Source organism: Luteimonas abyssi, assembly GCF_001482195.1.
In the GTDB taxonomy this organism is placed as follows: Bacteria; Pseudomonadota; Gammaproteobacteria; order Xanthomonadales; family Xanthomonadaceae; genus Luteimonas; species Luteimonas abyssi.
Genome location: NZ_KQ759763.1, coordinates 106,515 through 128,111, shown reverse-complemented (window position 1 = coordinate 128,111; position 21,597 = coordinate 106,515). Strand labels below are relative to the sequence as shown.

General features: G+C 71.6%; 14 protein-coding genes and 2 pseudogenes. 6 read left to right on the top strand and 10 right to left on the bottom strand.

What is annotated here, in order from left to right; genetic code table 11:
- Nucleotides 1–188: 188 nt before the first annotated feature.
- On the top strand, nucleotides 189–965 hold the full coding sequence (locus tag RG19_RS00455; protein ID WP_058833545.1) for a hypothetical protein: 777 nt from the start codon (nucleotides 189–191) through the stop codon (nucleotides 963–965).
- Nucleotides 966–1,103: 138 nt separating this feature from the next.
- Here RG19_RS00455 and RG19_RS18085 read toward each other — a convergent pair.
- Nucleotides 1,104–1,880: pseudogene (locus tag RG19_RS18085) on the bottom strand (polysaccharide deacetylase family protein); the annotation flags it as partial.
- 226 nt (nucleotides 1,881–2,106) lie between these two features.
- Here RG19_RS18085 and grxD point away from each other — a divergent pair.
- A complete protein-coding gene (gene grxD, locus RG19_RS00445) occupies nucleotides 2,107–3,039 on the top strand; it encodes a Grx4 family monothiol glutaredoxin (protein WP_058833544.1) in 933 nt (310 codons plus the stop codon).
- Between the two features lie 514 nt (nucleotides 3,040–3,553).
- Here grxD and RG19_RS00440 read toward each other — a convergent pair.
- Nucleotides 3,554–4,090 (bottom strand): DUF924 family protein, encoded by a 537-nt coding sequence (locus RG19_RS00440; RefSeq protein WP_058833543.1) that lies wholly within the window; start codon nucleotides 4,088–4,090, stop codon nucleotides 3,554–3,556.
- A gap of 294 nt (nucleotides 4,091–4,384) precedes the next feature.
- On the opposite strand from RG19_RS00440, the gene fhuE reads away from it, so the two are divergent.
- The gene (gene fhuE, locus RG19_RS00435; protein WP_058833542.1) at nucleotides 4,385–6,568 is read left to right on the top strand and encodes a ferric-rhodotorulic acid/ferric-coprogen receptor FhuE; all 2,184 of its coding nucleotides are present in this window, start codon (nucleotides 4,385–4,387) and stop codon (nucleotides 6,566–6,568) included.
- 102 nt (nucleotides 6,569–6,670) lie between these two features.
- Here fhuE and RG19_RS00430 read toward each other — a convergent pair whose 3' ends face one another.
- The 4 genes from RG19_RS00430 to RG19_RS00415 all read right to left on the bottom strand — a co-directional run bounded on the left by RG19_RS00430 (nucleotide 6,671) and on the right by RG19_RS00415 (nucleotide 10,600).
- Nucleotides 6,671–7,867 carry a sensor histidine kinase gene (locus RG19_RS00430; protein ID WP_058833541.1) on the bottom strand — a complete coding sequence of 399 codons (1,197 nt, stop codon included), beginning with the start codon at nucleotides 7,865–7,867 and terminating at the stop codon, nucleotides 6,671–6,673.
- Between the two features lie 112 nt (nucleotides 7,868–7,979).
- Nucleotides 7,980–8,204: a hypothetical protein gene (locus RG19_RS00425; protein WP_058833540.1), complete on the bottom strand. Its 225-nt coding sequence runs from the start codon at nucleotides 8,202–8,204 to the stop codon at nucleotides 7,980–7,982.
- A gap of 273 nt (nucleotides 8,205–8,477) precedes the next feature.
- Nucleotides 8,478–9,827: an alpha/beta hydrolase family protein gene (locus tag RG19_RS00420; protein WP_058833539.1), complete on the bottom strand. Its 1,350-nt coding sequence runs from the start codon at nucleotides 9,825–9,827 to the stop codon at nucleotides 8,478–8,480.
- Nucleotides 9,824–10,600 (bottom strand): AMP nucleosidase, encoded by a 777-nt coding sequence (locus RG19_RS00415; protein ID WP_058833538.1) that lies wholly within the window; start codon nucleotides 10,598–10,600, stop codon nucleotides 9,824–9,826. Before RG19_RS00415 ends, RG19_RS00420 begins: the two co-directional genes overlap by 4 nt.
- Nucleotides 10,601–10,882: 282 nt before the next feature.
- Between RG19_RS00415 and RG19_RS00410 the strand changes: the two are divergent.
- Both RG19_RS00410 and RG19_RS00405 read left to right on the top strand, forming a co-directional pair.
- Nucleotides 10,883–12,301, top strand: a pseudogene (locus tag RG19_RS00410) (amidohydrolase); the annotation flags it as partial.
- A 104-nt stretch (nucleotides 12,302–12,405) separates the two neighbouring features.
- Entirely contained in the window at nucleotides 12,406–13,716 is a 1,311-nt protein-coding gene (locus RG19_RS00405) for an amidohydrolase family protein (RefSeq protein ID WP_058833537.1), read from the top strand.
- 126 nt (nucleotides 13,717–13,842) lie between these two features.
- On the opposite strand, the gene RG19_RS00400 is transcribed toward RG19_RS00405, so the two are convergent.
- The 4 genes from RG19_RS00400 to RG19_RS00385 all read right to left on the bottom strand — a co-directional run bounded on the left by RG19_RS00400 (nucleotide 13,843) and on the right by RG19_RS00385 (nucleotide 20,022).
- A complete protein-coding gene (locus RG19_RS00400; RefSeq protein WP_058833536.1) occupies nucleotides 13,843–17,091 on the bottom strand; it encodes an efflux RND transporter permease subunit in 3,249 nt (1,082 codons plus the stop codon).
- A gap of 9 nt (nucleotides 17,092–17,100) precedes the next feature.
- On the bottom strand, nucleotides 17,101–18,336 hold the full coding sequence (locus tag RG19_RS00395; RefSeq protein WP_058833535.1) for an efflux RND transporter periplasmic adaptor subunit: 1,236 nt from the start codon (nucleotides 18,334–18,336) through the stop codon (nucleotides 17,101–17,103).
- The gene (locus RG19_RS00390) at nucleotides 18,333–19,589 is read right to left on the bottom strand and encodes a TolC family protein (RefSeq protein WP_058833534.1); all 1,257 of its coding nucleotides are present in this window, start codon (nucleotides 19,587–19,589) and stop codon (nucleotides 18,333–18,335) included. The genes RG19_RS00395 and RG19_RS00390 overlap by 4 nt, the downstream gene beginning before the upstream one ends.
- 73 nt (nucleotides 19,590–19,662) lie before the next feature.
- Nucleotides 19,663–20,022 carry a hypothetical protein gene (locus RG19_RS00385; protein ID WP_058833533.1) on the bottom strand — a complete coding sequence of 120 codons (360 nt, stop codon included), beginning with the start codon at nucleotides 20,020–20,022 and terminating at the stop codon, nucleotides 19,663–19,665.
- 178 nt (nucleotides 20,023–20,200) lie between these two features.
- Between RG19_RS00385 and RG19_RS00380 the strand changes: the two genes are divergently transcribed.
- Nucleotides 20,201–21,559 carry an NAD(P)/FAD-dependent oxidoreductase gene (locus tag RG19_RS00380; RefSeq protein ID WP_058833532.1) on the top strand — a complete coding sequence of 453 codons (1,359 nt, stop codon included), beginning with the start codon at nucleotides 20,201–20,203 and terminating at the stop codon, nucleotides 21,557–21,559.
- The last annotated feature ends 38 nt before the right edge of the window (nucleotides 21,560–21,597 follow it).

The window sequence follows — 21,597 nt, the reverse complement described above, 5'->3', positions numbered from 1 at the left end:
TCGAATCGTCGGCGGCACTTGCGCGCCCTTGACGCGGCGGGTGCAGACTACGGTCACAGCCGCATGTCACCTTCGACCTGCGTTCTCGACACGTTCGACACCGGGCCCTGCGCCACACGCGATGTCTGGGCCGCCGACGCCGGCACCCGCCGGCCGCCACCGCTTCCGACCCCACCCGAGGATCCGCGATGAAGACGCCCACCCTGCCCCTGTCCCTCTACAAGGCCAACCTCGATCTCTGGCTGCGCATCGGCGAATTGCTGGAGGAGAACCGCAACCAGTGGACCACGCTGATGGCGCGCGAACTGCAGCAAGGCGCCGCCGCCGGCGGCCCCGACCTCGATGCCGTGCGCCGGGGCGACTGGCAGACGCTGGCGCTGCTGCCGGGCCAGGCGCTGCAACGTCTGGCCGCACACGGCGTGGGCGACCTGCAGGCCGCTGCGCAGACGGCGCTGGGCAACCAGATGACCTTCGCCACCGGTTTCCAGCAGGCACTGGCGGACTGGCAGCAGGCCACCGTCGAAGCCCTCGGCGATAGCGCGGGGGCCGACGCCGGTGTCGAGCCGCAGGCCCTGTTCGGCCAGGCCTGGCAGGACATCCTGGCCTGGCCGGATACGCTGGCCGGTCTGGTCCCCGGCGGCCTGCCGCGGGCGCCGGACGCGGCCGGCACCGCCGCACGCCCGGATCCGGCGCCGGCATCGCGCGCCCGCAGTCGCGGGACCGGCCGGACGATGGCCGACACCGCGACGAAAAAGCGGGCCACGAAGAACACCGCCCGCACGAAGACCACGCCGGCCACGAAACGCGCGAGCAAAAAGCAGGGGGCCGGCAAGCGGACCGCCAGGCATGCGTCCGCATCGGGCACCGCCGACGCCCGCAGCACCGCAGCCGGCACGCGCACGTCCGCCACCGCCACGAAGAAGACCGCCGCCGGCAAGAAGGCCGCCCGCCGCCGTACGTCCTGAGCGAGCGCCTTCCCGCGCGCCCGAGCCGCGGCGCGGGGTCCAGACCTATCGTGCGGCGCGCGCTTCCGCCGCCGGCGCTGCGGTCCCCTCGCCCGGCGGGCCCGCCCGCTCGTCGGCCGACACGTCGGGCGCATCCGCGTCCGGCAGCACGCTGCGATAACCCAGCGCGTCCAGCCGCGCGAGCAGGGCGGCGATCATCGCCACATTGCGTCCGTGCCGGGCCCCCTCGTGCAGCAACACGATCGCTCCCGGCGCGAGATCACGCTCGACCGCGGCCACCAGGCCTTGCGGATCGGCGCGCACCGCATCGAAACCGCGCGCGCTCCAGGCCACCCGGGTCAGTCCGTGCGTGCGCAGGGGTGCGGCCACGAACGGGTTGGTCATGCCCACCACGGAACGAAACCAGCGCGGCGCCCGGCCGGCCAATCCGGTCAGCACCGTCTGTGCCATCTCGATTTCCGCGCGCATCCGCCGCGGCCCCAGCGCCCAGAACCAGGCCTGGGGATGGGTGTGGCTGTGGTTGCCGATCCCGTGGCCGCGACGCACGATCTCGCGCACCAGATCGGGCCGCGCCTGCGCGCGCGCGCCGACCAGGAAGAACGTCGCCTTCGCCGCGTGCCGGTCGAGCAGATCGAGCATCGCGCAGGTGTCGTCGGACGGGCCGTCGTCGATCGTCAGCCACACCTCGCGCGCCGCGGTGGGCAGCCGTGCCAGTACCGGCGCGTAAACGCGCGCACGCGGCAGGAACACCGGCACCAGGATCGACGCATGCGACGCCAGCAACGCGGCCAGCCCGACACGCCAGTCCCAGGCCAGCCAGAGACCCAGCACCGCAAACTGCGACAGCGGGATCCACACCGCCCACGCGTACGGCCAGCGCGGCACGCGGGTCAGGCCGGCGGTCGGCGCCGCGATGGCCGCCGCCGACTGCGCGGATGCGGCGAATGCCCGATCCGGGTCGTCGCCATCGCCCGCGACCGGCGCCGCATCGATCGGCGCCCGCGCGTCGCGCACCGGACCGGGCGCCGAGACGCCCGTCGCGGTATCGCGCCGGTGGGGCCGCTGTGTTTCCGGGGCGCTCATGCCCGCATGATGCCACGCGGGTAAAATGCCCGATTCCCCGAATTGCCGAGTCGCCGCCATGTCCCTGCCCCCCGACGTCCGCGAACGCATCGAAACGCTGCTCACCGGCAACCGTGTCGTGCTGTTCATGAAGGGCCAGCCCTCGATGCCGCAGTGCGGCTTCTCGGCCAAGGCGGCCGGCATCCTCGGCGACCTCGGCGTCGAGTACGCCCACGTCAACGTGCTGGCCGATCCCGAGATCCGCGAGGGCATCAAGGCCTTCGGCAACTGGCCGACGATTCCGCAGCTCTACATCGACGGCGAGCTGGTCGGCGGCAGCGACATCATCGAGGAGATGGCCAGCAGCGGCGATCTCAACACCGCGCTCGGGCTGCCGCCGGTCGACCGCACTCCCCCGGCCGGCGTCACCGTGACCCCGGCGGCGGCGAAGATGCTGCGCGAGGCGCTCGACGGCGCCGGAAGCGACACCGCACTGTCGCTGGCCATCGACGGTCGCTTCCAGCCGCGCTTCCAGATCGCCCAGGCCAGCGACCAGGCCATCGCGGTCGAAAGCGAGGGCATCCGCATCCAGTTCGACGCCGCCAGCGCGCGCCGCGCCGACGGCATCACCATCGACTGGGTGGACGATGTGCGCGGCAAGGGCCTGGTGATCGACAACCCGAATGCGCCCAAGCCGGTGTTGCCGCTGGTTCCCGCCGAAGCCGACGCCCGGGTCCGTGCCGGCAGCCTGACCCTGGTCGATGTGCGCCCTGCCGACGAGCGCGCCGTCGCCTCGGTCGGCGTGGCGTTCGAAACCCTCGACGAAGGCAATCGCGCGCGTCTCGAGGCGCTGCCCAAGGACACCGCCCTGGCCTTCCTGTGCCACAGCGGCGGTCGCAGCCAGCAGGCGGCCGAGCATTTCCACGCGCTGGGCTTCACCCAGGTCTACAACGTCGAAGGCGGCATCGACGCATGGTCGGAGACCGTGGACGCGTCGATCCCGCGTTACTGAGGTCCTGCGCGCCCACGAATCGCGGACGACGTGCTACGAGCGCCACTGGATGCGGGTGGCAACTACGTGAGCTCGGACAACGGAGCCGCCGCATCGGTCATTCGCCGACGCGGCGGCTCCTGCTTTTCCCCGCAGCCTTGATGCCGCGAGCCCCACTCGTTCCGACGCATCGGAGCACGTCGGGATATCGGGCGGATCAGTCATCCGCTGCCTGGCCTTGCCTCACGGCCCCAAGAGGCCTGGGAAAGCACGAAAGACGGGACGTATCGGCGGCTGCTCCCCACGCTCCGCAAGCCGAACCCCGTCGGAACCGGCGGCCTTCTCGGCGAAATCAAGGAGGAGGCCACCGCCGCATGGCGGTGGCCGGGGGACATTCGCGCGAGGAGGCTGCCGGTTCCGACGGGCCCCTCAGATCGCCGCGCTGCGAAGCGAAGCAAGGGGTCTCTCACAACCTCCGTCGCAGCCGACTACCCACCTCGGAACAGACCCCGCGCCTCTGGCAGGGCAAGCGCACTCAGAACCCGCCGCCGGCATCCAGCCAGGCCTGCTCCTCGTCGGTGCTGACCCGCCCCAGGGCGCGATTGCGGTGCGGAAAACGCCCGAAGCGCTCGATCACCTCGAGATGCGCCTGCGCGTATCGATCGTAGTTCGCGTCGCCCAGCGTGCGGAACAGGCGTACCGACTCGTGCTGATCGTCCAGCGCCTCCGAATGCTCGAACGGCAGATAGACGAATGCCCGCAGCGCCGCATCGACCTGCACGTCCAGACCGTCCGCCACCGCGCGCCGGGCGTAGTGCAGGGCCAGGCCGTCGGTGGCGAAGGCGTGCCCGCTGCCGCGGAACACGTTGCGCGGAATCTGGTCGAGCAGGATCAGCACCGCCAGCACTCCGTCCGGCGTTTCCAGCCAGGCCTCGCGCTCGCGCCGCGCGGCGGCGAGATGATCGTCGAGCAGGCGTTGTGCGCACTCGTGATCGAATGCGTCGCCGCCGTTGAACCACTTCGCATAGCCGGCCTCGCGCCAGAACGCGACGACATCCTCTGCCCTCGTCATGCCCGATCTCTCCTGCGGATCCGGCCCACAGCATACCGGCAGCCTCCGCAGGACCCGCTACGCCACCCGCGCCGCGATGCGCAGGGCTCGACATTCGTCGGGGCACATTGAAAAATATGCGCGCTCGGCCCCTTCCGCAGCATTCGCCAGCCCGAACGCTTCGCCCCGCCCGGACGCCCATGCGCGTCCCGCGCCGCGCAAGCCCCGTCGACGCCAGCCCCACCGCCCTCCCGTCGTCCTTACGGATCGACGCGCGAGGCGTGGCTGCGTCCGCTTTTTCGACTGGAGTTTGCGATGACCCGCGCCACCCCCACGCCGCCCGCATCCGCCCGACGCCGCATGCGTCCCACCCTGCTGGCCGTGCTCTGCGCCGCCGCCGTCGCACCGGCCTGGGCCCAGCAACCCGACGTGCCCGACGCCGCGCGCGCCGTCACCACCCTCGACCGGCTCGATGTCCGGGGCGAGCGGACTGCCGGTTACGGCATCGAGCGCCTCCGCGCCGGCACCCGCATGGACCTGACCCCGCGGCAGATCCCGCAATCGGTCAGCGTGATCACCCGCGAACGTCTCGACGACCAGCACCTGCAGACCATCTCCGACGTGCTCAACAACGTCACCGGCGTCGCCGGCACCCGCAGCGACAGCGAACGCCACGAGTTCTACGCACGCGGCTTCTACATCGACAACTTCCAGTTCGACGGCATCCCCACCACGCTGGAACAGGCCTGGAGCTACGGCGACGCCGCCCTGGACCTGGCGCTGTACGAGCGCGTGGAAGTGGTCCGCGGCGCGACCGGCCTGCTGACCGGCGCCGGCAATCCGTCGGCCTCGGTGAACCTGGTGCGCAAGCGCGCCGACAGCCGCGAGCCCACCGGCACCGTCGCGCTGAGCCTGGGCCGCTGGAGCGACGTGCGCACCACCGTCGACGCCACCGCGCCGCTCAATGCCAGCGGCAGCGTGCGCGCCCGCGTGGTCGGCAGCTATCAGGACACCGAATCGCACATGGAGCGCTACGAGCAGCGCCGCACGCTGGGCTATGCGGTCATCGACGCCGATCTCGGCGAGAACACCCTGCTCGGCATCGGTTACGACCACCAGAAGAAGGAATCCGACGGCGTGACCTGGGGCGGTTTCCCGTTGTGGTTCAGCGACGGCAGCCGCACCGATTACCCGGTGTCGTTCAACCCGGCCGCGGACTGGACCTACTGGGACACCACGGTCGAGCGCGCCTTCGTCAGCCTCGACCACGCCTTCGGCAACGACTGGAATCTGCGCCTCAACGCCACCCGCGACACCACCAAGGCCGACAACAAGCTGTTCTATCCGTTCTACACGATCTACGGCTTCGATCCCGACACCGGCGGCGGCGTGGTCCCGTATTCCGGCAACTACGACACCGAGCGCGAGGTCGATGGCGCCGACGCCTACGTCGAAGGCCCATTCCGGGCATTCGGACGCGAGCACCAGCTGGTCGCCGGCGGCAGCTACAACCGCCGCGAGTACGTCAACAACGGCGCCTTCGATTTCCCCGGGCCGATGCCGACCTACTTCGACTGGACCGGCCAGTGGCCCGAGCCCGACTGGCTCCCGCTGGACGAGCAGAGCAGCGGCACCACCACCCAGCGCGCCGCCTACGCGGCCACGCGCCTGTCGTTGACCGACCCGCTGACGTTGATCCTCGGCGCGCGCCACACCCGCTGGGAGAACGACCACCGCGATGCCGACGGCAGCGGCGGTTTCCGCTACACCTCGCGCGAGCACAGCGAGACCACGCCCTACGCGGGGCTCGTCTACGACTTCGACGACACCTGGTCGGCGTACGCCAGCTACACCGACATCTTCCAGCCGCAGAACTACCGCGGCGCCGATGGCGCGTATCTCGATCCCGTGCTGGGCAAGAGCTACGAAATCGGCGTGAAATCGGCCTGGCTCGACGACCGCCTCGACGCCTCGCTGACCGTGTTCCGCATCGAGCAGGACAACGTGGCGCAGGATACCGGCGAGCTGCTGCCCGGCACCAACGAGAACATCTTCGTCGCCGCGCGCGGCACGGTCAGCGAAGGCTTCGAGTTCGAGCTCAACGGTGATCTCTCGCCCGGCTGGAACGCCACCTTCGGCGCGGCGCACTACACCGCGCGCGATGCCGACGGCGCCTCGATCAACACGCAGCTGCCCCGCACCACGATCCGCCTGTTCACCGGCTACACCCCCCAGGGCGCATGGAGCGCCCTGACCGTCGGCGGTGGCGTCAACTGGCAGAACCGCACCTACTACGACGATGCCGCCTACGGCCGCTTCGAGCAGGATCCGTACGCTTTGGTCAGCCTGTTCGCCCGCTACCGCATGGCACCGCAGTTCACCGTGCAGCTCAATCTCGACAACCTGCTCGACGAGCGCTACCACAGCCAGTTCAACGGCGGCTACGGCGCCTGGGGCCGCCCGCGCAGCGGCACGATGACGTTCACCTACACGTTCTGATCGATCGCCTCTGCGGCGCAGCACCGATGCTGCGCCGCAGAGGCGCTGGCCGCGCGCGCGACCGCGCACCTGCCGTGCCGAACGCCGCGACGGCCTCCCCCCTCATCGGCTCAGGACCGAAGCGGGGATGTGCACGGTGTAGTCGCTGCCGACATCCAGTGCGGTGGCGACATCCAGGCGATAGCCGAGCACATCGCAACAGCGTTTGGCGATGGTGACGCTCAGGCCCAGGAACGTGGACGGATCGAGCGCATCCAGGTCGTGCGCGACATCGACGCGATCGGCTTCCGACATGCCGCTGCGCGCGCCGCCGCCACGGGCCTGGACGCCGACCAGCACCGCCTCCGGCGTACGGCGGACCTGGACCCTCACCGTCGTGGCCTTGCGCTCCAGCGCACCGTTGACCAGATTGCCCAGCGCCCGCGCCAGCAGGTCCCGGTTGGTATCGATCCTGAGCGTGGTGGATTCGATGATCAGCGCCGCGCCGTGGAGCGATGCGCGGTGCGCCCATTCGTAACCGAGATCGGTCAGTACGTCGGCAAGTTCGATCGCATGCCTGGCCGGAGAGTCCCGGTCGGCACTCAACTCGGTCGCATCGAAGACGCGACGAAGATCGTCGGACAGCGTATCCGTGGCCGCCTGCGCGAGCTCAAGCAACTCCAGATCCTCCTGCGCGCTCAGCGACTGCCGCAGGGCACCGAGCACCGTGACGATCCGCGACAACGGTTCGCTGAAATCCTGCGTGGCCAGCAGGTTGAGTCGCGCACGATAGCGGTCCGCGCGCCGTGCGCTTTCCAGTGCGCGCCTCAACTCCAGCTGGATCGACGCCTGACGGGCCGCACCGTGCAGCAACGCGCGCGCGCGCTCATCCAGGGCTCGTGACTCCGGTCCCATGACGCACAGCGCACCCAACGTGCTGCCGGAATCCGACTGCAGCGGAACGCCGAAGTAGAACCGCAGATCCGGTGCGGCGGCCATGAACGATCTCGCGGCGCGGTCGGTCGCCGACCACAGGTCGGAGAATTCGATCGCACGTCCCCGGACGATGACCTGCCGGCACAGCAGGGTCGGTGCCGGCGGACCGGCGTCACCGGTCGTGTCGGCGGGATTGCCGGCCGGCTGACCGAACCACGCCAGCACCGGGGGCGCGAGCAGAAGATGGGCGTGCGGCACGTCGAGCACGTCCTTCAGGCTCTCGAGCAGGCCGGCGAACGCCTGGTCCGGGGACAGCTCCAGCACACCGTCCACGGCGAAGTCGGCCAGGACATCGGACCTGCTGAAGGAATTCTCGTCGCGCACGCCCCGCCCCTCCTCTTCTTGCCCCCACGGTGCCGCGCATCGCACAGCGCTGGCATCGCGCGTCGCCACATGCGACCCGCCCGTCGGGCACCCCCTGATGCCGTGTGCGACGCTATTGAAACAGATCGGTGATCGGCAGGGCATGACGTATCGCCAGTGCCTTCAGCCGGTCGGCGAGCCACGGGGTCTGCTCGGGCGGAAGCATCGCACGGACGGCATCGGCCGTACCGGCGAAGCTCGACAGGACCGACAGCGCAGGCGCATTCGCCGCGCGCAGGCGCGACAGTTCGTTATCCAGATCCGCCAGGGCGGCCTCTGCGATCTCGCGGGGATTCAAGGGAATTCTCCAGCCGGCATCCGGGCTCGGTGCGGCGTTGCGGAAGATGCGGCGACCTGGCGCGTCGTCCGGTATCGGGCACACACCCTAACAGCTGAGGCGAGAAGAGAACGTATCGGCGCCGGGCCGGTCGACCTGCCGGCGGCGTCGGGATCCCGACGACGTCCTCTGGTGTGCCCGCACACGGGCCGGGGCCGCCTCGTGGCGGACGACGCCCGCCGTGTCGACCGCCCGTGTCAGGGCACCGGCTTCGAGTCGCGTCGGAAGCTGCGGTTACGGCGTCGACATCCCCGGACGCGCGCCGCCACCACGGACCCACTCGCGCGTCGATGCGGGGTCGTGCGGCACGAAGCCGCTTTCGTCCACGGCGCGCATGAGCGCCTGCTCGCCGCCGTCGCCCACGTGCATGTCCAGAAACGCGCGGGTGACCGCGGCGATCGCCCGCGCGGTCGCGTCCGGGTCGGCGTCGCCGAAATCGGCGACCCGGTCGCCTCCGCGCATCAGCAGGGGCAGATCGCTGAAGGCCATGTGGCGGGTGCCGGGCACGCGCAACCGCACTTTCGGCATGGGGCTCGCGCCGAGCCGGTCCCAGCGCTCGTAGGCATAGTCGTTCGGGTTGAACGTCGCCGGCGACGGCAGGCCGTCGTACATCGGGAAGCGGACCCAGTCGCTGAGCAGCAGCAGCAACGGGCGGCCGAGCTCGGCGTCGAACAGCTCGGGATCGAAGTTCTGGCCGTCGAGGCTGATCACCGCCCGGCATGCCGGGCGCAGGCGGCAGGCGGTGGCTGCGGTGGAGCCACCGAACGACATCCCGGCCAGCGCCAGCCGCCCCGGGTCGGCCGTGCGCAGCACCGCGCGCACGCGTTCGGGCAGCGTTTCGCTGGCGGCCGAGAGCGTGTCCGCCGCGAACAACATGTCGTCGCGCCAGCTGGCGACGCTGTCGCCCAGCCGGCTGCCGGCCAACGCGGCGGCATAGCCGTCGATCAACGGCGCGCGCTCGGCATGCTCGGCGGCGCCGTGGAAGGCGCTGCGCCAGGCGAGGAAATCCGGCTTCTCGTCCTCCATGTTGGTCGGCACGACACGACCGTCGGCCAAGGCCAGGTCGACCGCGTCGCCGGGGTGGCCGATCGCCACCACCACGTAGCCGTGGCTGGCGAGATGTTCCGCCAGCACCGTGTTCTGCGCGGGGTACACGAAGAAGCCGTGACTGAGCACGACCAGCGGGAAGCTCGCGGACACTTCGGCCGGCGGCGCACCTTCGGTGGCGTAGGTGGTGCAGTCGTCGATGCCGGCCAGCCGCTCCGGGTCGTAGCGCAGGTTGCGCGCCAGCGCCGGCAACTGCGCCCGTGCCTCGTCGGCGGTGAGGTAGCGCCGCGGCGGCCCGGCCGCGGCCGCCGGGTACCAGACCAGCGCCGGCAGCGTGCGCGGCACGCCGGCGGTATCGCCACGCACGCCGATGCGCGACGGGTCCACCAATTCGAAACGCTGCATGCCGACCGGAGACGCCCCGTCAGGCGCCGGCATCTCGCAGGCCTGGGCCGCCCAGGGCACGCACAGCGCCGCCAGCAGCAGCGCGCGCCATGCGCGTGGCAACCGGCTCGCCGCCCCCACATGCAGGCTCATTCGTCGAACCTCAGGTGACGCACCGACTTGCCGTGACGGCGGATCAGGCGCAGCGCCTCGATGCCGATGCGGATGTGCGACTCGACGAAATCCGCGCTCACCCGCGCGTCGCTGGCTTCGGTCTTGACCCCTTCCGGCACCATCGGCTGGTCGGACACCAGCAGCAGCGCGCCGCACGGGATCCTGTTCGCGAAACCGGCCGCGAACACCGTCGCCGTCTCCATGTCGATGGCCATGCAGCGCATCGCACGCAAGCGGTCCTTGAAGGCCTCGTCGTGCTCCCAGACGCGGCGGTTGGTGGTGAACACGGTGCCGGTCCAGTAATCGAGACCGAGGTCGCGGATCGTGGTCGACACCGCGCGCTGCAGGGCGAACGCCGGCAATGCGGGCACTTCCGGCGGCAGGTAATCGTCGCTGGTGCCGTCGCCGCGGATCGCGGCGATCGGCAGGACCAGATCGCCGAGCTGGTTCTTGCGCTTGAGGCCACCGCACTTGCCCAGGAACAACACCGACTTCGGCGCGATGGCCGACAGCAGGTCCATCATCGTGGCCGCGTTCGGGCTGCCCATGCCGAAGTTGATCATGGTGATGCCGTCGGCGGTGGCGCTGGGCATCGGCCGGTCGGCACCGACGATCTGGGCACCGGTCATGCGCGCGAAATGGGCGAGGTAGCCGCCGAAATTGGTCAGCAGGATGTGCTCGCCGAAGCCGTCCAGCGGTACGCCGGTATAGCGCGGCAGCCAGTTGTCGACGATCTGCGCCTTGTCCTTCATACGAGCTCCTTCAACGTGCCGTCATTCTACGGCCGACGCCTGACGAGCGGATGCGGGGAACGGGGGGACTGGTCCGGAAGCGCTGTCTTCGCGAACCGCGCGAGCGGCGTCGCATCGGGACTCGCGCCGGCAAGCGTTCCACCTTCTCCCGTGCCGGCATCGCGACGGAAGTCCCGAAGCGGGCGCTTCGTCGACCCGACCATGACCATGGTCATCTTGGCAGCAGCGTCGTACGCCGGCTAAGTTCAGTGGGTTGACTGCCGTCCGTTCCGGGGAACCCACATGCTCAAACCGCTCGCCGCCGCGCTCGTCGCGGCGCTCGCCATCGCGCCCGCGCTGGCCCAGGATGCGCCACGCGGCGCCGCCCGCTTCGCCCACGATCCCTATCCCAGCACCTACGCGCCGATCGCCAGCGCACCGGTGCTGATCCGCGGTGCCACCGTGCTCACGGGTACCGGCGAGCGCCTGGAGAACACCGATGTGTTGCTGGCCGAGGGCCGCATCCAGGCCGTGGGTGCCGGACTCGACGCGCCCGAAGGCGCCAGCGTGGTCGACGGCGCCGGCAAGTGGGTCACGCCGGGCCTGATCGACGTGCATTCGCACCTCGGCGTCTATCCGAGCCCGGGTGTGCGCGCGCACAGCGACGGCAACGAGATGACCAGCCCGAACACCGCCGCGGTCTGGGCCGAGCATTCGGTGTGGCCGCAGGATCCCGGCTTCGCCGCCGCACTGGCCGGCGGCGTGACCGCGCTGCAGATCCTGCCCGGTTCGGCCAACCTGTTCGGCGGCCGCGGGGTGACGCTCAAGAACGTCGCCGCCACCGGCGTGCAGGCGATGAAGTTTCCCGGCGCGCCGCACGGGCTGAAAATGGCCTGCGGCGAGAATCCGAAACGCGTCTACGGCGACAAGGGCGGCCCGGCCACGCGCATGGGCAACGTGGCCGGCTTCCGCGCCGCGTTCATCGATGCCGCCGAGTACCGCACCCGCAACACCCGCTCCGAGGACGACGGTTCGCGGCGAAGCGGCCGCGGCGGCAGTCGCGGCGGCAGCAACGCCGACAGCAGCGGCGGCGACAACGGCGGCAAGCGCGATCTGCGCCTGGACACGCTGGCCGGCGCGCTCAACGGCGACATCCTGGTCCACATCCACTGCTACCGCGCCGACGAAATGGCGACGATGCTCGCACTGGCGCAGGAGTTCGACTTCGAGATCGCCGCGTTCCACCACGGTGTGGAGGCCTACAAGCTCGCCGACGAACTGGCCGAGGCCGGGGTCTGCGGCGCGCTCTGGGCCGACTGGTGGGGCTTCAAGATGGAGGCCTACGACGGCATCCAGGAGAACGTCGCCCTGGTCGACCGCCCGGAGAACAGCTGCGCGATCGTGCATTCGGATTCCGGCGAGGGCATCCAGCGCCTCAACCAGGAGGCCGCCAAGGTGATGGCCAGCGCGCGACGCGCCGGCCTCGACATCGCGCCCGAGCGCGCGATCACCTGGATCACCCGCAATCCCGCACGCTCGATGGGCATCCTCGAACAGACCGGCACGCTGGAGGTCGGCAAGATGGCCGACGTGGTGGTGTGGAACCGCGATCCGTTCGGCAGCTATGCCTTGGCCGAACAGGTGTACATCGACGGTGCGCGCCTCTACGACCGTGCCGATCCCGCGCGCCAGCCGGTGTCGGATTTCATGCTCGGCCAGGACGCGACCGCACCGCCCCCGCGCGCATCCGATCGCGGCGTCGCCCGCCAGAACGGACCGACGCACGCCTCCGCCGTGTCCGCGCAGGCCGCGACGGGAGGTGCCCCGTGAGCCGCCGCATCGCATCACGGCCGCTGGCCGCTGCACTCGCCGCCGCCGTCTTCGCCACGGCGCTGGCGCTGCCCGTCGCCGCCCAGGATCTGCTGATCCGCAATGCCACCGTGCACACCGCGACCGCACGCGGCACGCTGCAGGCCACCGACGTCCTCGTGCGGGGCGGCCGGGTGGCGGAGATCGGCCCCGGCCTGTCGGCCGGCGGCGCACCGGTGATCGAGGCCGACGGTCGCCCGCTGACACCGAGCCTGTTCGGCGGCATCAACGGCCTCGGCGTGGAAGAGGTCTCCGGCGAGCGCACCACCGCCGACGGCAGCCTGGCGCTGGGCAGCGGCGCCAAGGACATGGTGGTGCGCCCCGAGTTCGACGTGACCCTGGCCTACAACCCGGACACCTTGCTGCGTCCGGTGGCGACCGCCGAAGGCGTGGGCTTCCACCTGCTCAGCGCGGGCGCCACCGCCGGCGGCTCGATCGTCGCCGGCCAAGGCGCGCCGATGCGGCTGGACGGCAGTGTCGACCCCGCCGGTCCGCGCGTGCTGTTCGTGCAGTTGGGCGCACGTGGCGCCAACCTCGCCGGCGAGTCGCGTGCGGGCCAGTGGATGCTGCTCGACCAGTTGATCGACGAAGCGCGCGGCCGCATTCCCGCCGACTCGCACGCCGCCCTGCTCACCCCGGCCGGCCGGGCGGCGCTGACCCGCTATCTGGACGGCAACGGGCGTCTGATGGTCGCGGTCGACCGCGCCGCCGACATCCGCCAGCTGCTGCGCTGGGCGCGTCGTCACGGCGTACGCGTGGCCGTGGCGGGCGGCGCCGAAGGCTGGCGGGCGGCGAGCGAACTCGCGGCGGCCAACGTGCCGGTGTTCGTCGATCCGCTGAACAACCTGCCCGACAGCTTCGACCAGCTGCACGCCACGCTGGAGAATGCCGCGCGGCTGCAGGCCGCCGGTGTCGCGGTGTCGTTCGCGCAATCGAGCGACGCCGCCCACAACGCGCGCAAGCTGCGCCAGCTGGCCGGCAACGCGGTCGCCCACGGCCTGCCGTGGGACGCGGCGCTCGCCGGCCTGACCCGGGTGCCGGCGGAGACGCTCGGCGTGCAGGGCATCGGCACCATCGCACCGGGCCAGCGCGCGGACCTGGTGCTGTGGAGCGGCGACCCGCTCGACGTGGCGCACGTGGCCGAGCAGACCTGGTTCGACGGTCGCGCGATCCCGATGCGTTCACGGCAGACCGAACTGCGCGACCGCTACCTGCGTCCTGCCGTGCCGGCCGCACAGGGTGGCCTGCCACGCGCCTACGGACGTTGAAGGCGAGGTCCGCATCACTGCAGTGAAGACACGGAGGCGGGCCCGCCCGCCTCCGTGTGCGTCGTGGCACTCCGCCGGGCGAAAAGCGCCCCGCCGCCGCCCCGGACACACCCGGCGCCGGGCCGCTCATCCCGGCGCCGGGATCGCCTCATGCGTGCGTCGGCGCCCGGCAGACAAACGCGCAGCGAACGTCGGCAGCACCAGCAGCGTCAGTACCGTCGCGGTGACCAGGCCGCCGATCACCACCGTCGCGAGCGGCTTCTGGACGTCCGCGCCGGCGCCGCGCGCGATCGCCATCGGCACGAAGCCGACGATCGCCACCAGTGCCGTCGTCGCCACCGCGCGCAGGCGGCTCGCCGCGCCGGCCACCGCGGCGTCGAATGCCGCATCGCCGGCATCCAGCCGTTCGTGGATCGCCTGCAGCAGCACCAGACCGTTGAGCGTCGCCACGCCCGACACCGCGATGAAGCCGACCGCCGCCGACACCGAGAACGGCATCCCGCGCAACCACAGCGCCAGCGCACCGCCCACCAGCGCCAGCGGCACGCAGACGAACACCAGCCCGGCTTCGCGCAGCGATCCCAACGCCAGATAGAGCAGGCCGCCGATCAGCACGAACACCACCGGGATCACCAGCGCCAGCCGGCGCTCGGCCCGCTGCAGGTTCTCGAACTGGCCGCCCCACGCCAACGACACGCCTGCGGGCAGCGGCACGTCGGCCACCTGCACCTGGGCCGCGTCGACGAAGCCGCCGAGATCGCGCCCGCGCACGTTGGCCTGCACCACCACCCGCCGGCTGCCGTCGTGGCGGCTGATCTGGTTCGGCCCCTCGGCGATGTCGATCCTGGCCACCGAGGCCAGCGGCACCGTCGCGCCCGACGGCGTGGCGATGGGCAGTGCCTCGAGGCGTGCCGGATCGTTGCGCGCGTCGGCGTCGAGACGCACGACGACATCGAAGCGCCGATCCCCCTCGAATACCCGGCCTGCCGCGGTGCCGCCGATCCCGGTCGCCACGGCATCGCTGACGTCGGCCGCGGTCAGGCCGTAACGCGCGGCGGTGGTGTGGTCGACGCGCACGGTCAGCGTCGGCAGCCCGGCGACCTGCTCGACACGCACGTCCGCCGCACCGTCGACGCCGCGCAGGCGTGTCGCGACCTGTTCGGCGACGGCCTGCAGCACGTCGAAATCCTCGCCGTACACCATCACCGCGAGATCGGTACGCACGCCCGAGATCAACTCGTTGAAGCGCAGTTCGATCGGTTGGCTGAACTCGAACGCATGACCGATCTGCTCGCCGAGCAGCGCGTCCAGCCGCGACACCAGCGCATCCTTGTCCAACCCGGGGTCGGGCCATCGCGAACGCGGCTCGAGCACGATGACGCTGTCGGTGATGTTGGGCGGCATCGGGTCGATCGCCGCTTCCGCAGTCCCGGTGCGCGAGAAGACCGTCGCCACTTCGGGTTCCCGGACCAGCGCGTCCTCCAGTGCGCGCTGCATCGACAGCGATTGCTCCAGCGATGCCGACGGCACGCGCAAGGCCTGCATCGCCAGATTGCCTTCGTCCAGGGTCGGCATGAACTCGCGCCCGAGCGACACGAAGGTCGCCGTGCCGAGCAGCAGCATCGCCAGTGCGCCGGCCAGCACCGTCCCCGGCCGGGCCACCGCCTTGCGGATGACCGGCTCCGCTCGCGTCCGCAGCAACCGGATCAGGCGCGTCTCGTGCGCGCCGTCGCCGTCGTGTCCGTGCGCCTCGGCCTCCGCGGCATGGCCGGCCTTCGGCTCGCGCACCAGCAGCGCCGCCATCGCCGGCACGAAGGTGAACGAGAGGACGAACGCGCCGACGAGGGCCAGCATGAACGTCGCCGCCATCGGCTGGAAGGTCTTGCCCTCGACCCCTTCGAGCGTGAGGATCGGCGCGAACACCAGCAGGATGATCAGCTGCCCGAACGCGGCCGGGCGCACCATCTTCCGCGCCGCGGCCACGGCGACGCCTAGGCGCTCGGTCGCGGTCAGGGCGCGTCCGAGCGCCTGGCGTTTCCGGCCGAGCATCAGCAGGGTCGCCTCGACCACGATCACCGCGCCGTCCACCAGGATCCCGAAGTCCAGCGCGCCCAGACTCATCAGATTGCCGCTGATCCCGAAGCGGTTCATGCCGATGACCGCGAACAGGAACGACAACGGGATCACCAGCGCGGTGATCGCGGCGGCGCGGAGGTTGCCCAGCAGCAGGAACAGCACCGCGACGACCAGCAACGCCCCTTCGGTGAGGTTGCGCGCGACCGTCGCGATCGTCGCATTGACCAGTACGCTGCGGTCGAGCACGGGCTCGGCCACGATGCCGGGCGGCAGCGACCGGCCGATCTCGGCCAGCCGCCCGGCCGCGGCCTGCGCCACGGTGCGGCTGTTGCCGCCGGCGATCATCAACGCCGTGCCGAGCACCGCTTCGTGACCGTCGCGGGTGGCGGCGCCCAGGCGCGGCGCACGGCCGATGTCGACGCTGGCGACATCCGACACCCGCACCACCAGGCCGTCGCGGTTCGCCACCGGTGCCTGGGCGAGGTCCTCGACGGTCCGCGCCAGCGCATCGGTGCGCACCACCAGACCTTCGCCGGCACGCTCGACGACACCCGCGCCCGCCTGCACGTTGGCGCGCTCCAGTGCCGTCACGAGATCGGACAGGCCCAGCCCGTAGGCCGCGAGCCGCTCGATCTCCGGACGCACCGCGTACTCCTTCACGTAACCGCCGATGGTGTCGACCTCGGCCAGCCCCGGTGAAGTGCGCATCCGCGGCGCCACGATCCAGTCCTGCACCGTGCGCAGGTAGGTGGCCCGCGCCTGCGCGGTCGTCAACCGCTCGCCCTCGGGCGTGAGGTAGGCCCCGTCCGGCTGCCATCCGGGGGTATCGACGGGGGCGGTGTCGTCGGGATCGAACGGCACATAATCGAGCGTCCACATCAGCACCTCGCCGAGGCCGGTGGTGACCGCGGACAGTCTCGGGCTCACGCCATCGGGTAGAGCGTCCTGGACGTCGCGCATGCGCTCGGCCACCTGCTGCCGCGCGAAGTAGAGATCGGTGCGGTCGGTGAAGACCGCGGTGACCTGGGAGAACCCGTTGCGCGACAGCGAACGCGTGCCGGTGAGGCCGGGAATGCCGGCCAGCGCGGTTTCCAGCGGATAGGTGACCTGGCGCTCGATCTGGTCCGGCGACAGCGCCGGTGCGACGGTGTTGATCTGGACCTGGCGGTTGGTGATGTCGGGGACGGCGTCGACCGGCAACCGGACGAGCTGGAAGAGGCCGTAGCACGCGAGCAGGGCCGCGGCGACCACCACCCCCCAGCGGAAGCGGACCGCCGATTCGATGACATGCTTGAACATGACGGTCTCCTAGTGGTCGTGGCCGGCCTCGCCCTTGGCGAGTTCGGCCTTGAGCAGGAACGCGTTGCGTCCGGCGATGCGCGCCGCGGCGTCGAGTCCGTCGAGGATCTCCACGCGGTGGCCGGCACGACGCCCGACCAGCACCGGCGTGGCGCGGAAGCCCGCATCGCCGGCGACGAACACGACCTGACGCCCGTCCACCGTCTGCACGGCATCGGCCGGAACCGACAGCGTGTCGACGTCCCGGGACGTCACCACCACGCCGGCCACCGGTGATCCCGGCGGCGGCAGTCGCCACCCCGCCGTGGCCTGCGCGCGAATCAGCGTCGCCCCGCTGGCCTCGCTGATATCCGGCGCGGTGCCGACCACCTGTGCGGCGAAACTGCCGTCCGGCCCGGTGACCTCGATCCGCATCCCCGGCGCGACACGTGCGGCCAGCGCGGGCGGTGCGGTGAACAGCACTTCCGACTGCGCCGGATCGGTGACCGTCGCGACCATCGCGCCCGCGGAGACCACGCTGCCCGGCGTCACTGCGACGCTGCCGACGATGCCGGCCACCGGACTGGTGATCGTTGCGCGCCCGCCGGCGTCGGGCGACCCCGCCGCCCGCACCTGCGCGGCGGCCGCGCGTGCCGACGCATCGGTCGCCAGCGAACGCGCGCGCGAGGCTTCGAGTTCCTGCCGGGCGACGACGCCCTCGGCCACCAGTGCCTGGTCGCGCTGGAAGGCGAGCCGGGCCGCCTCGGCCTCGGCCTGCGCGGCATCGGCGCTGGCGCGCCAGGTGGCCGCTTCGCCGCTGACGAGGATCGCCAGCGGTTGCCCCTCGCGCACCACGCTACCGGGTGCGACGAGCACCCGCTCGATGCGACCGCCCATCGCCGCCGACACCGCCGCACGCGCGCCGATGGCCGGCTCGATGCGACCGCTCAGACGGGTCTCGCCGCCGCCGCCCCGGCCGACCGCGATCACCTCGATGCCCGAGGCCTCGATCTGGCGCGGCGTCAGCGTCACGACGTTGTCGTCGTGACCGTCTCCCGCCTCGGTGGGCTCCGCGTCGTTCTCACGCCCGTCGTGCGGTTCACTCGGCGCGGACGCATGGTTCGCGGACGCCGAACGCTCGTCCGTATCCGCACGCCCGTCCTGTACGTCGCCCCCCAGTCGCGCCAGCCCGAAGCCGGCCGCGAGTGCGGCCAGCAGCGCGGCGGCCAGCGCCAGCCGGCGCCGCAGTGTGGTCTCGATACTCATGGGAATTCTCCGAACGGGGCGCGGCCTTCGACCAGCGCCATTTCGATTTCGGCCATCACCCGCGCGACGCGCGCATCCACGGCGGCGCTGCGTGCGGCGATCAGGGCCGCGCGCGTGCTGCGCAGTTCGAGCTGGGCGATGCGGCCGGCGTCGAAGCCGATGCGCGCCAGGCGGTAGGCCTCCTGCGCCGCGGACACACCGTCGTCGGCAGCGCGGGTCCGCGACCGGGACGCGGACAGCGTCGCTTCCGCGGCCAGATGATCGGCCTTCGCTTCCTGCCGCTGCGCATCCAGTCGCGCTTCCGCGGCCCGACGGTCGGCGTGGGCGGCGCGGATGCCCGCACGGTTGCGGTCGAACAGCGGCACCGTCAGCGCCAGGCCGACGCTCAACGCCTCGTCTCCGGATTCGCGGAACCGCTGCCGGCCGATCGACGCACTGACATCCGGCCGGCTCCGACGCTGCTCGACCGTCACCAGCCGCCCGGTCGCATCCAGCTCGGCCTGCGCGATGCGCACCGGCAGCGGCGTGCCGGTGTGGTCGATGTGCGGATCGGGCACGCGGTCGAGCAGGCTGTCGCCGATCGTCGCCACCGGCCCGTCGAGCATGGCGATGGCCGCGAGGCGCGCGAACGCCGCCTCCCGGATCGCCTGCGCCTCGTCCAGCGCGGCGCGGGCGAACTCGGCCTCGCTCTCGGCCTGCACCTGCCGCAGGGCGGCTTCGCGGCCGCGTTCGACCATCACCGTCACCGCACGCGCATCCTGCTCGGTCAGCGCCAGCGCCTCCTCGGCCAACAGATGGCGGCGTGCCGCCGCCTCGGCTTCGGCGTAGGCGAGCGCGAAACGCGCGGCGGCCTGCCAGCGCAGCTGTTCGCCGCGCAGTCCTTCGGCATCGGCTTCGGCCGTCGCCGCCCGGATCCGCGCGCCGCGCTGGCCGAACAGCTCCAGCGGCTGGCTCAGGGAGACGGTCGATTCGGCATTGCCGAAGCCTCGATAGGCCCCGGTTCCGCGGAAACTCTCCAGATCCCAGGCGAGCGTGGGATTGGGCAATGCACGGGCCTGCGTGGCCCGTTCCCGGGCGGCATCGGACCGCGCCGCGGCCTCCAGCGCCGCGGGCATCCGGTGCAACCGGTCGATCAATACATCGTATGAAGGCGCGACCTGTCCGGGTTGCGCGGCCACGGCGGGCGCGACGCAAACCAGGACAGCCGCAGCCAGACCCACCGCGCGAAGCGGCCGGCCGAGCGGCATGAACATGGACGACTCCTGTGAAGGCTTCCGGATCGGAGTGACGACGTGAACGCCCCGCGCACTGGCGGGGGTTTGCGCGTCAGATCCGGGGAGGCCTCATCAGGCCGTCCGAGGCGTGTTGCGGACGGCCGTCGTCTTCGAACGACATGCCTGGGCTGCGCGCGAGCATGTCCTGGGACAACGCGACGCGTACCGGCACGTTGGCGGTGGTGTGGTGGCAGTGGTTGTGCGCACAGACACCATGCGGGCGCTCGGCGTCGCCTTCGTCGCCCTGCGTTGCGGGCACTGGATCCCCGCCGCGCTCGGATGCGTGCACCGCGGCGTGCGAGGACTCGAGCTCCAGCGAGCAGGCGAATGCATCGGCCACGGGCACCGCCACCAGCACTGCGATCAGCAGCATGGCGACGGTGCGCGCGAATCCGTGGAGTTCCCGAGGCATGTCGGCGAGTATCGAAGGCACGACGAGGCGGACACAATCACAAAGTCGCGCGCCGGGCGCCGCTCGGGCACCGCGTACCGGCCAGCATTCAGCTGACGCTGGCGCTGGCGCTGGCGCTTGTGGCGTGGATCGGTCGTTCGCCATCGCGCCTGCACGGGTCCGCCCGTAGAGTGGATGCATGACCTCGACATCCCGAACCGCCTCCGCAGCGCACGACGCCCGGCCGCACATCGTCATCGTGGGCGGTGGCTTCGCCGGCCTCTGGGCCGCGCGCGGCCTGGCCCGCGCACCGGTGCGCATCACCCTGGTCGATCGCGGCAACCACCACCTGTTCCAGCCGCTGCTCTACCAGGTCGCGACCGCCGGCCTGTCGGCACCCGACATCGCCGCACCGTTGCGGCACATCCTGCGTCGGCAGCGCAACGTCGAAGTGCGCATGGCCACGGTGACCGGCATCGACAAGGCCGCGCGCCGCATCCGGCTCCACGACGGCGCGCCCGATGGCGACGCTGCCGACACCACTATCCTGGCCTACGACACCCTGCTGCTCGCCACCGGCGCCACCCACGCCTACTTCGGCAACGATCACTGGGCCGCGCATGCGCCGGGCCTGAAGACGCTGGAGGACGCATTGCTGCTGCGCCGTCGTCTCCTGCTGGCCTTCGAGCGCGCCGAAGCCGAGACCGATCCCGACCGGCGCGCGGCCTGGTTGAGCTTCGCCATCGTCGGCGGCGGGCCGACCGGCGTGGAACTGGCCGGCACACTCGCCGAGATCGCACGCCACACGCTGCGCGAGGAATTCCGCAACATCGATCCGGCCAGTGCGAGGGTGCGCCTGGTCGAGGCCGGACCGCGCGTCCTGTCCGCCTTTCCCGATGCCTTGTCGGAGCGGGCGCGCAGGCAGCTGGAGCGGCTCGGGGTGGAAGTGCTGACCGGCACGCCGGTGTCCGACATCGATGCCGAAGGCTTCCGCCTCGGCGAACGTTTCGTGCCGGCGCGCACCTTGGTCTGGGCGGCCGGCGTCGCCGCCTCGCCGCTCGGCCGTGCCCTGGACGTGCCGCTCGACCGCGCCGGCCGGGTGCAGGTCGGACCCGACCTGTCCGTGCCCGGCCACCCCGAGATCTTCGTCGCCGGCGACCTCGCCACCGTCGTCCAGGACGGCCGCCCGGTGCCCGGCGTGGCCCCGGCCGCGAAGCAGATGGGCCACCATGTCGCCCGGACGATCCGCGCCCGTCTCGAGGGCGCCGCAGGCGCGGCGTTCCGCTACCGCGACTTCGGCAATCTCGCGACCATCGGCCGCCAGGCTGCCGTCGCCGATCTGGGCAGGGTCCGGTTGTCGGGCGTGCTCGCCTGGTGGTTCTGGCTGTGGGCGCACGTGTTCTTCCTGATCGGCTTCCGCAACCGGCTGGTGGTGCTGCTCAACTGGACCTGGGCCTACTGGACCTATCAGCGCGGGGCGAGGATCATCTTCGGGCCGGCGGAAGACGCGCCTGCGCCCGCCGCGCCCCCGGATCACGACCCGCACAGCCGCCGCTGACTCTGCCGTCCTCCCCGGCCCAGCGGCAGGCGACCGCG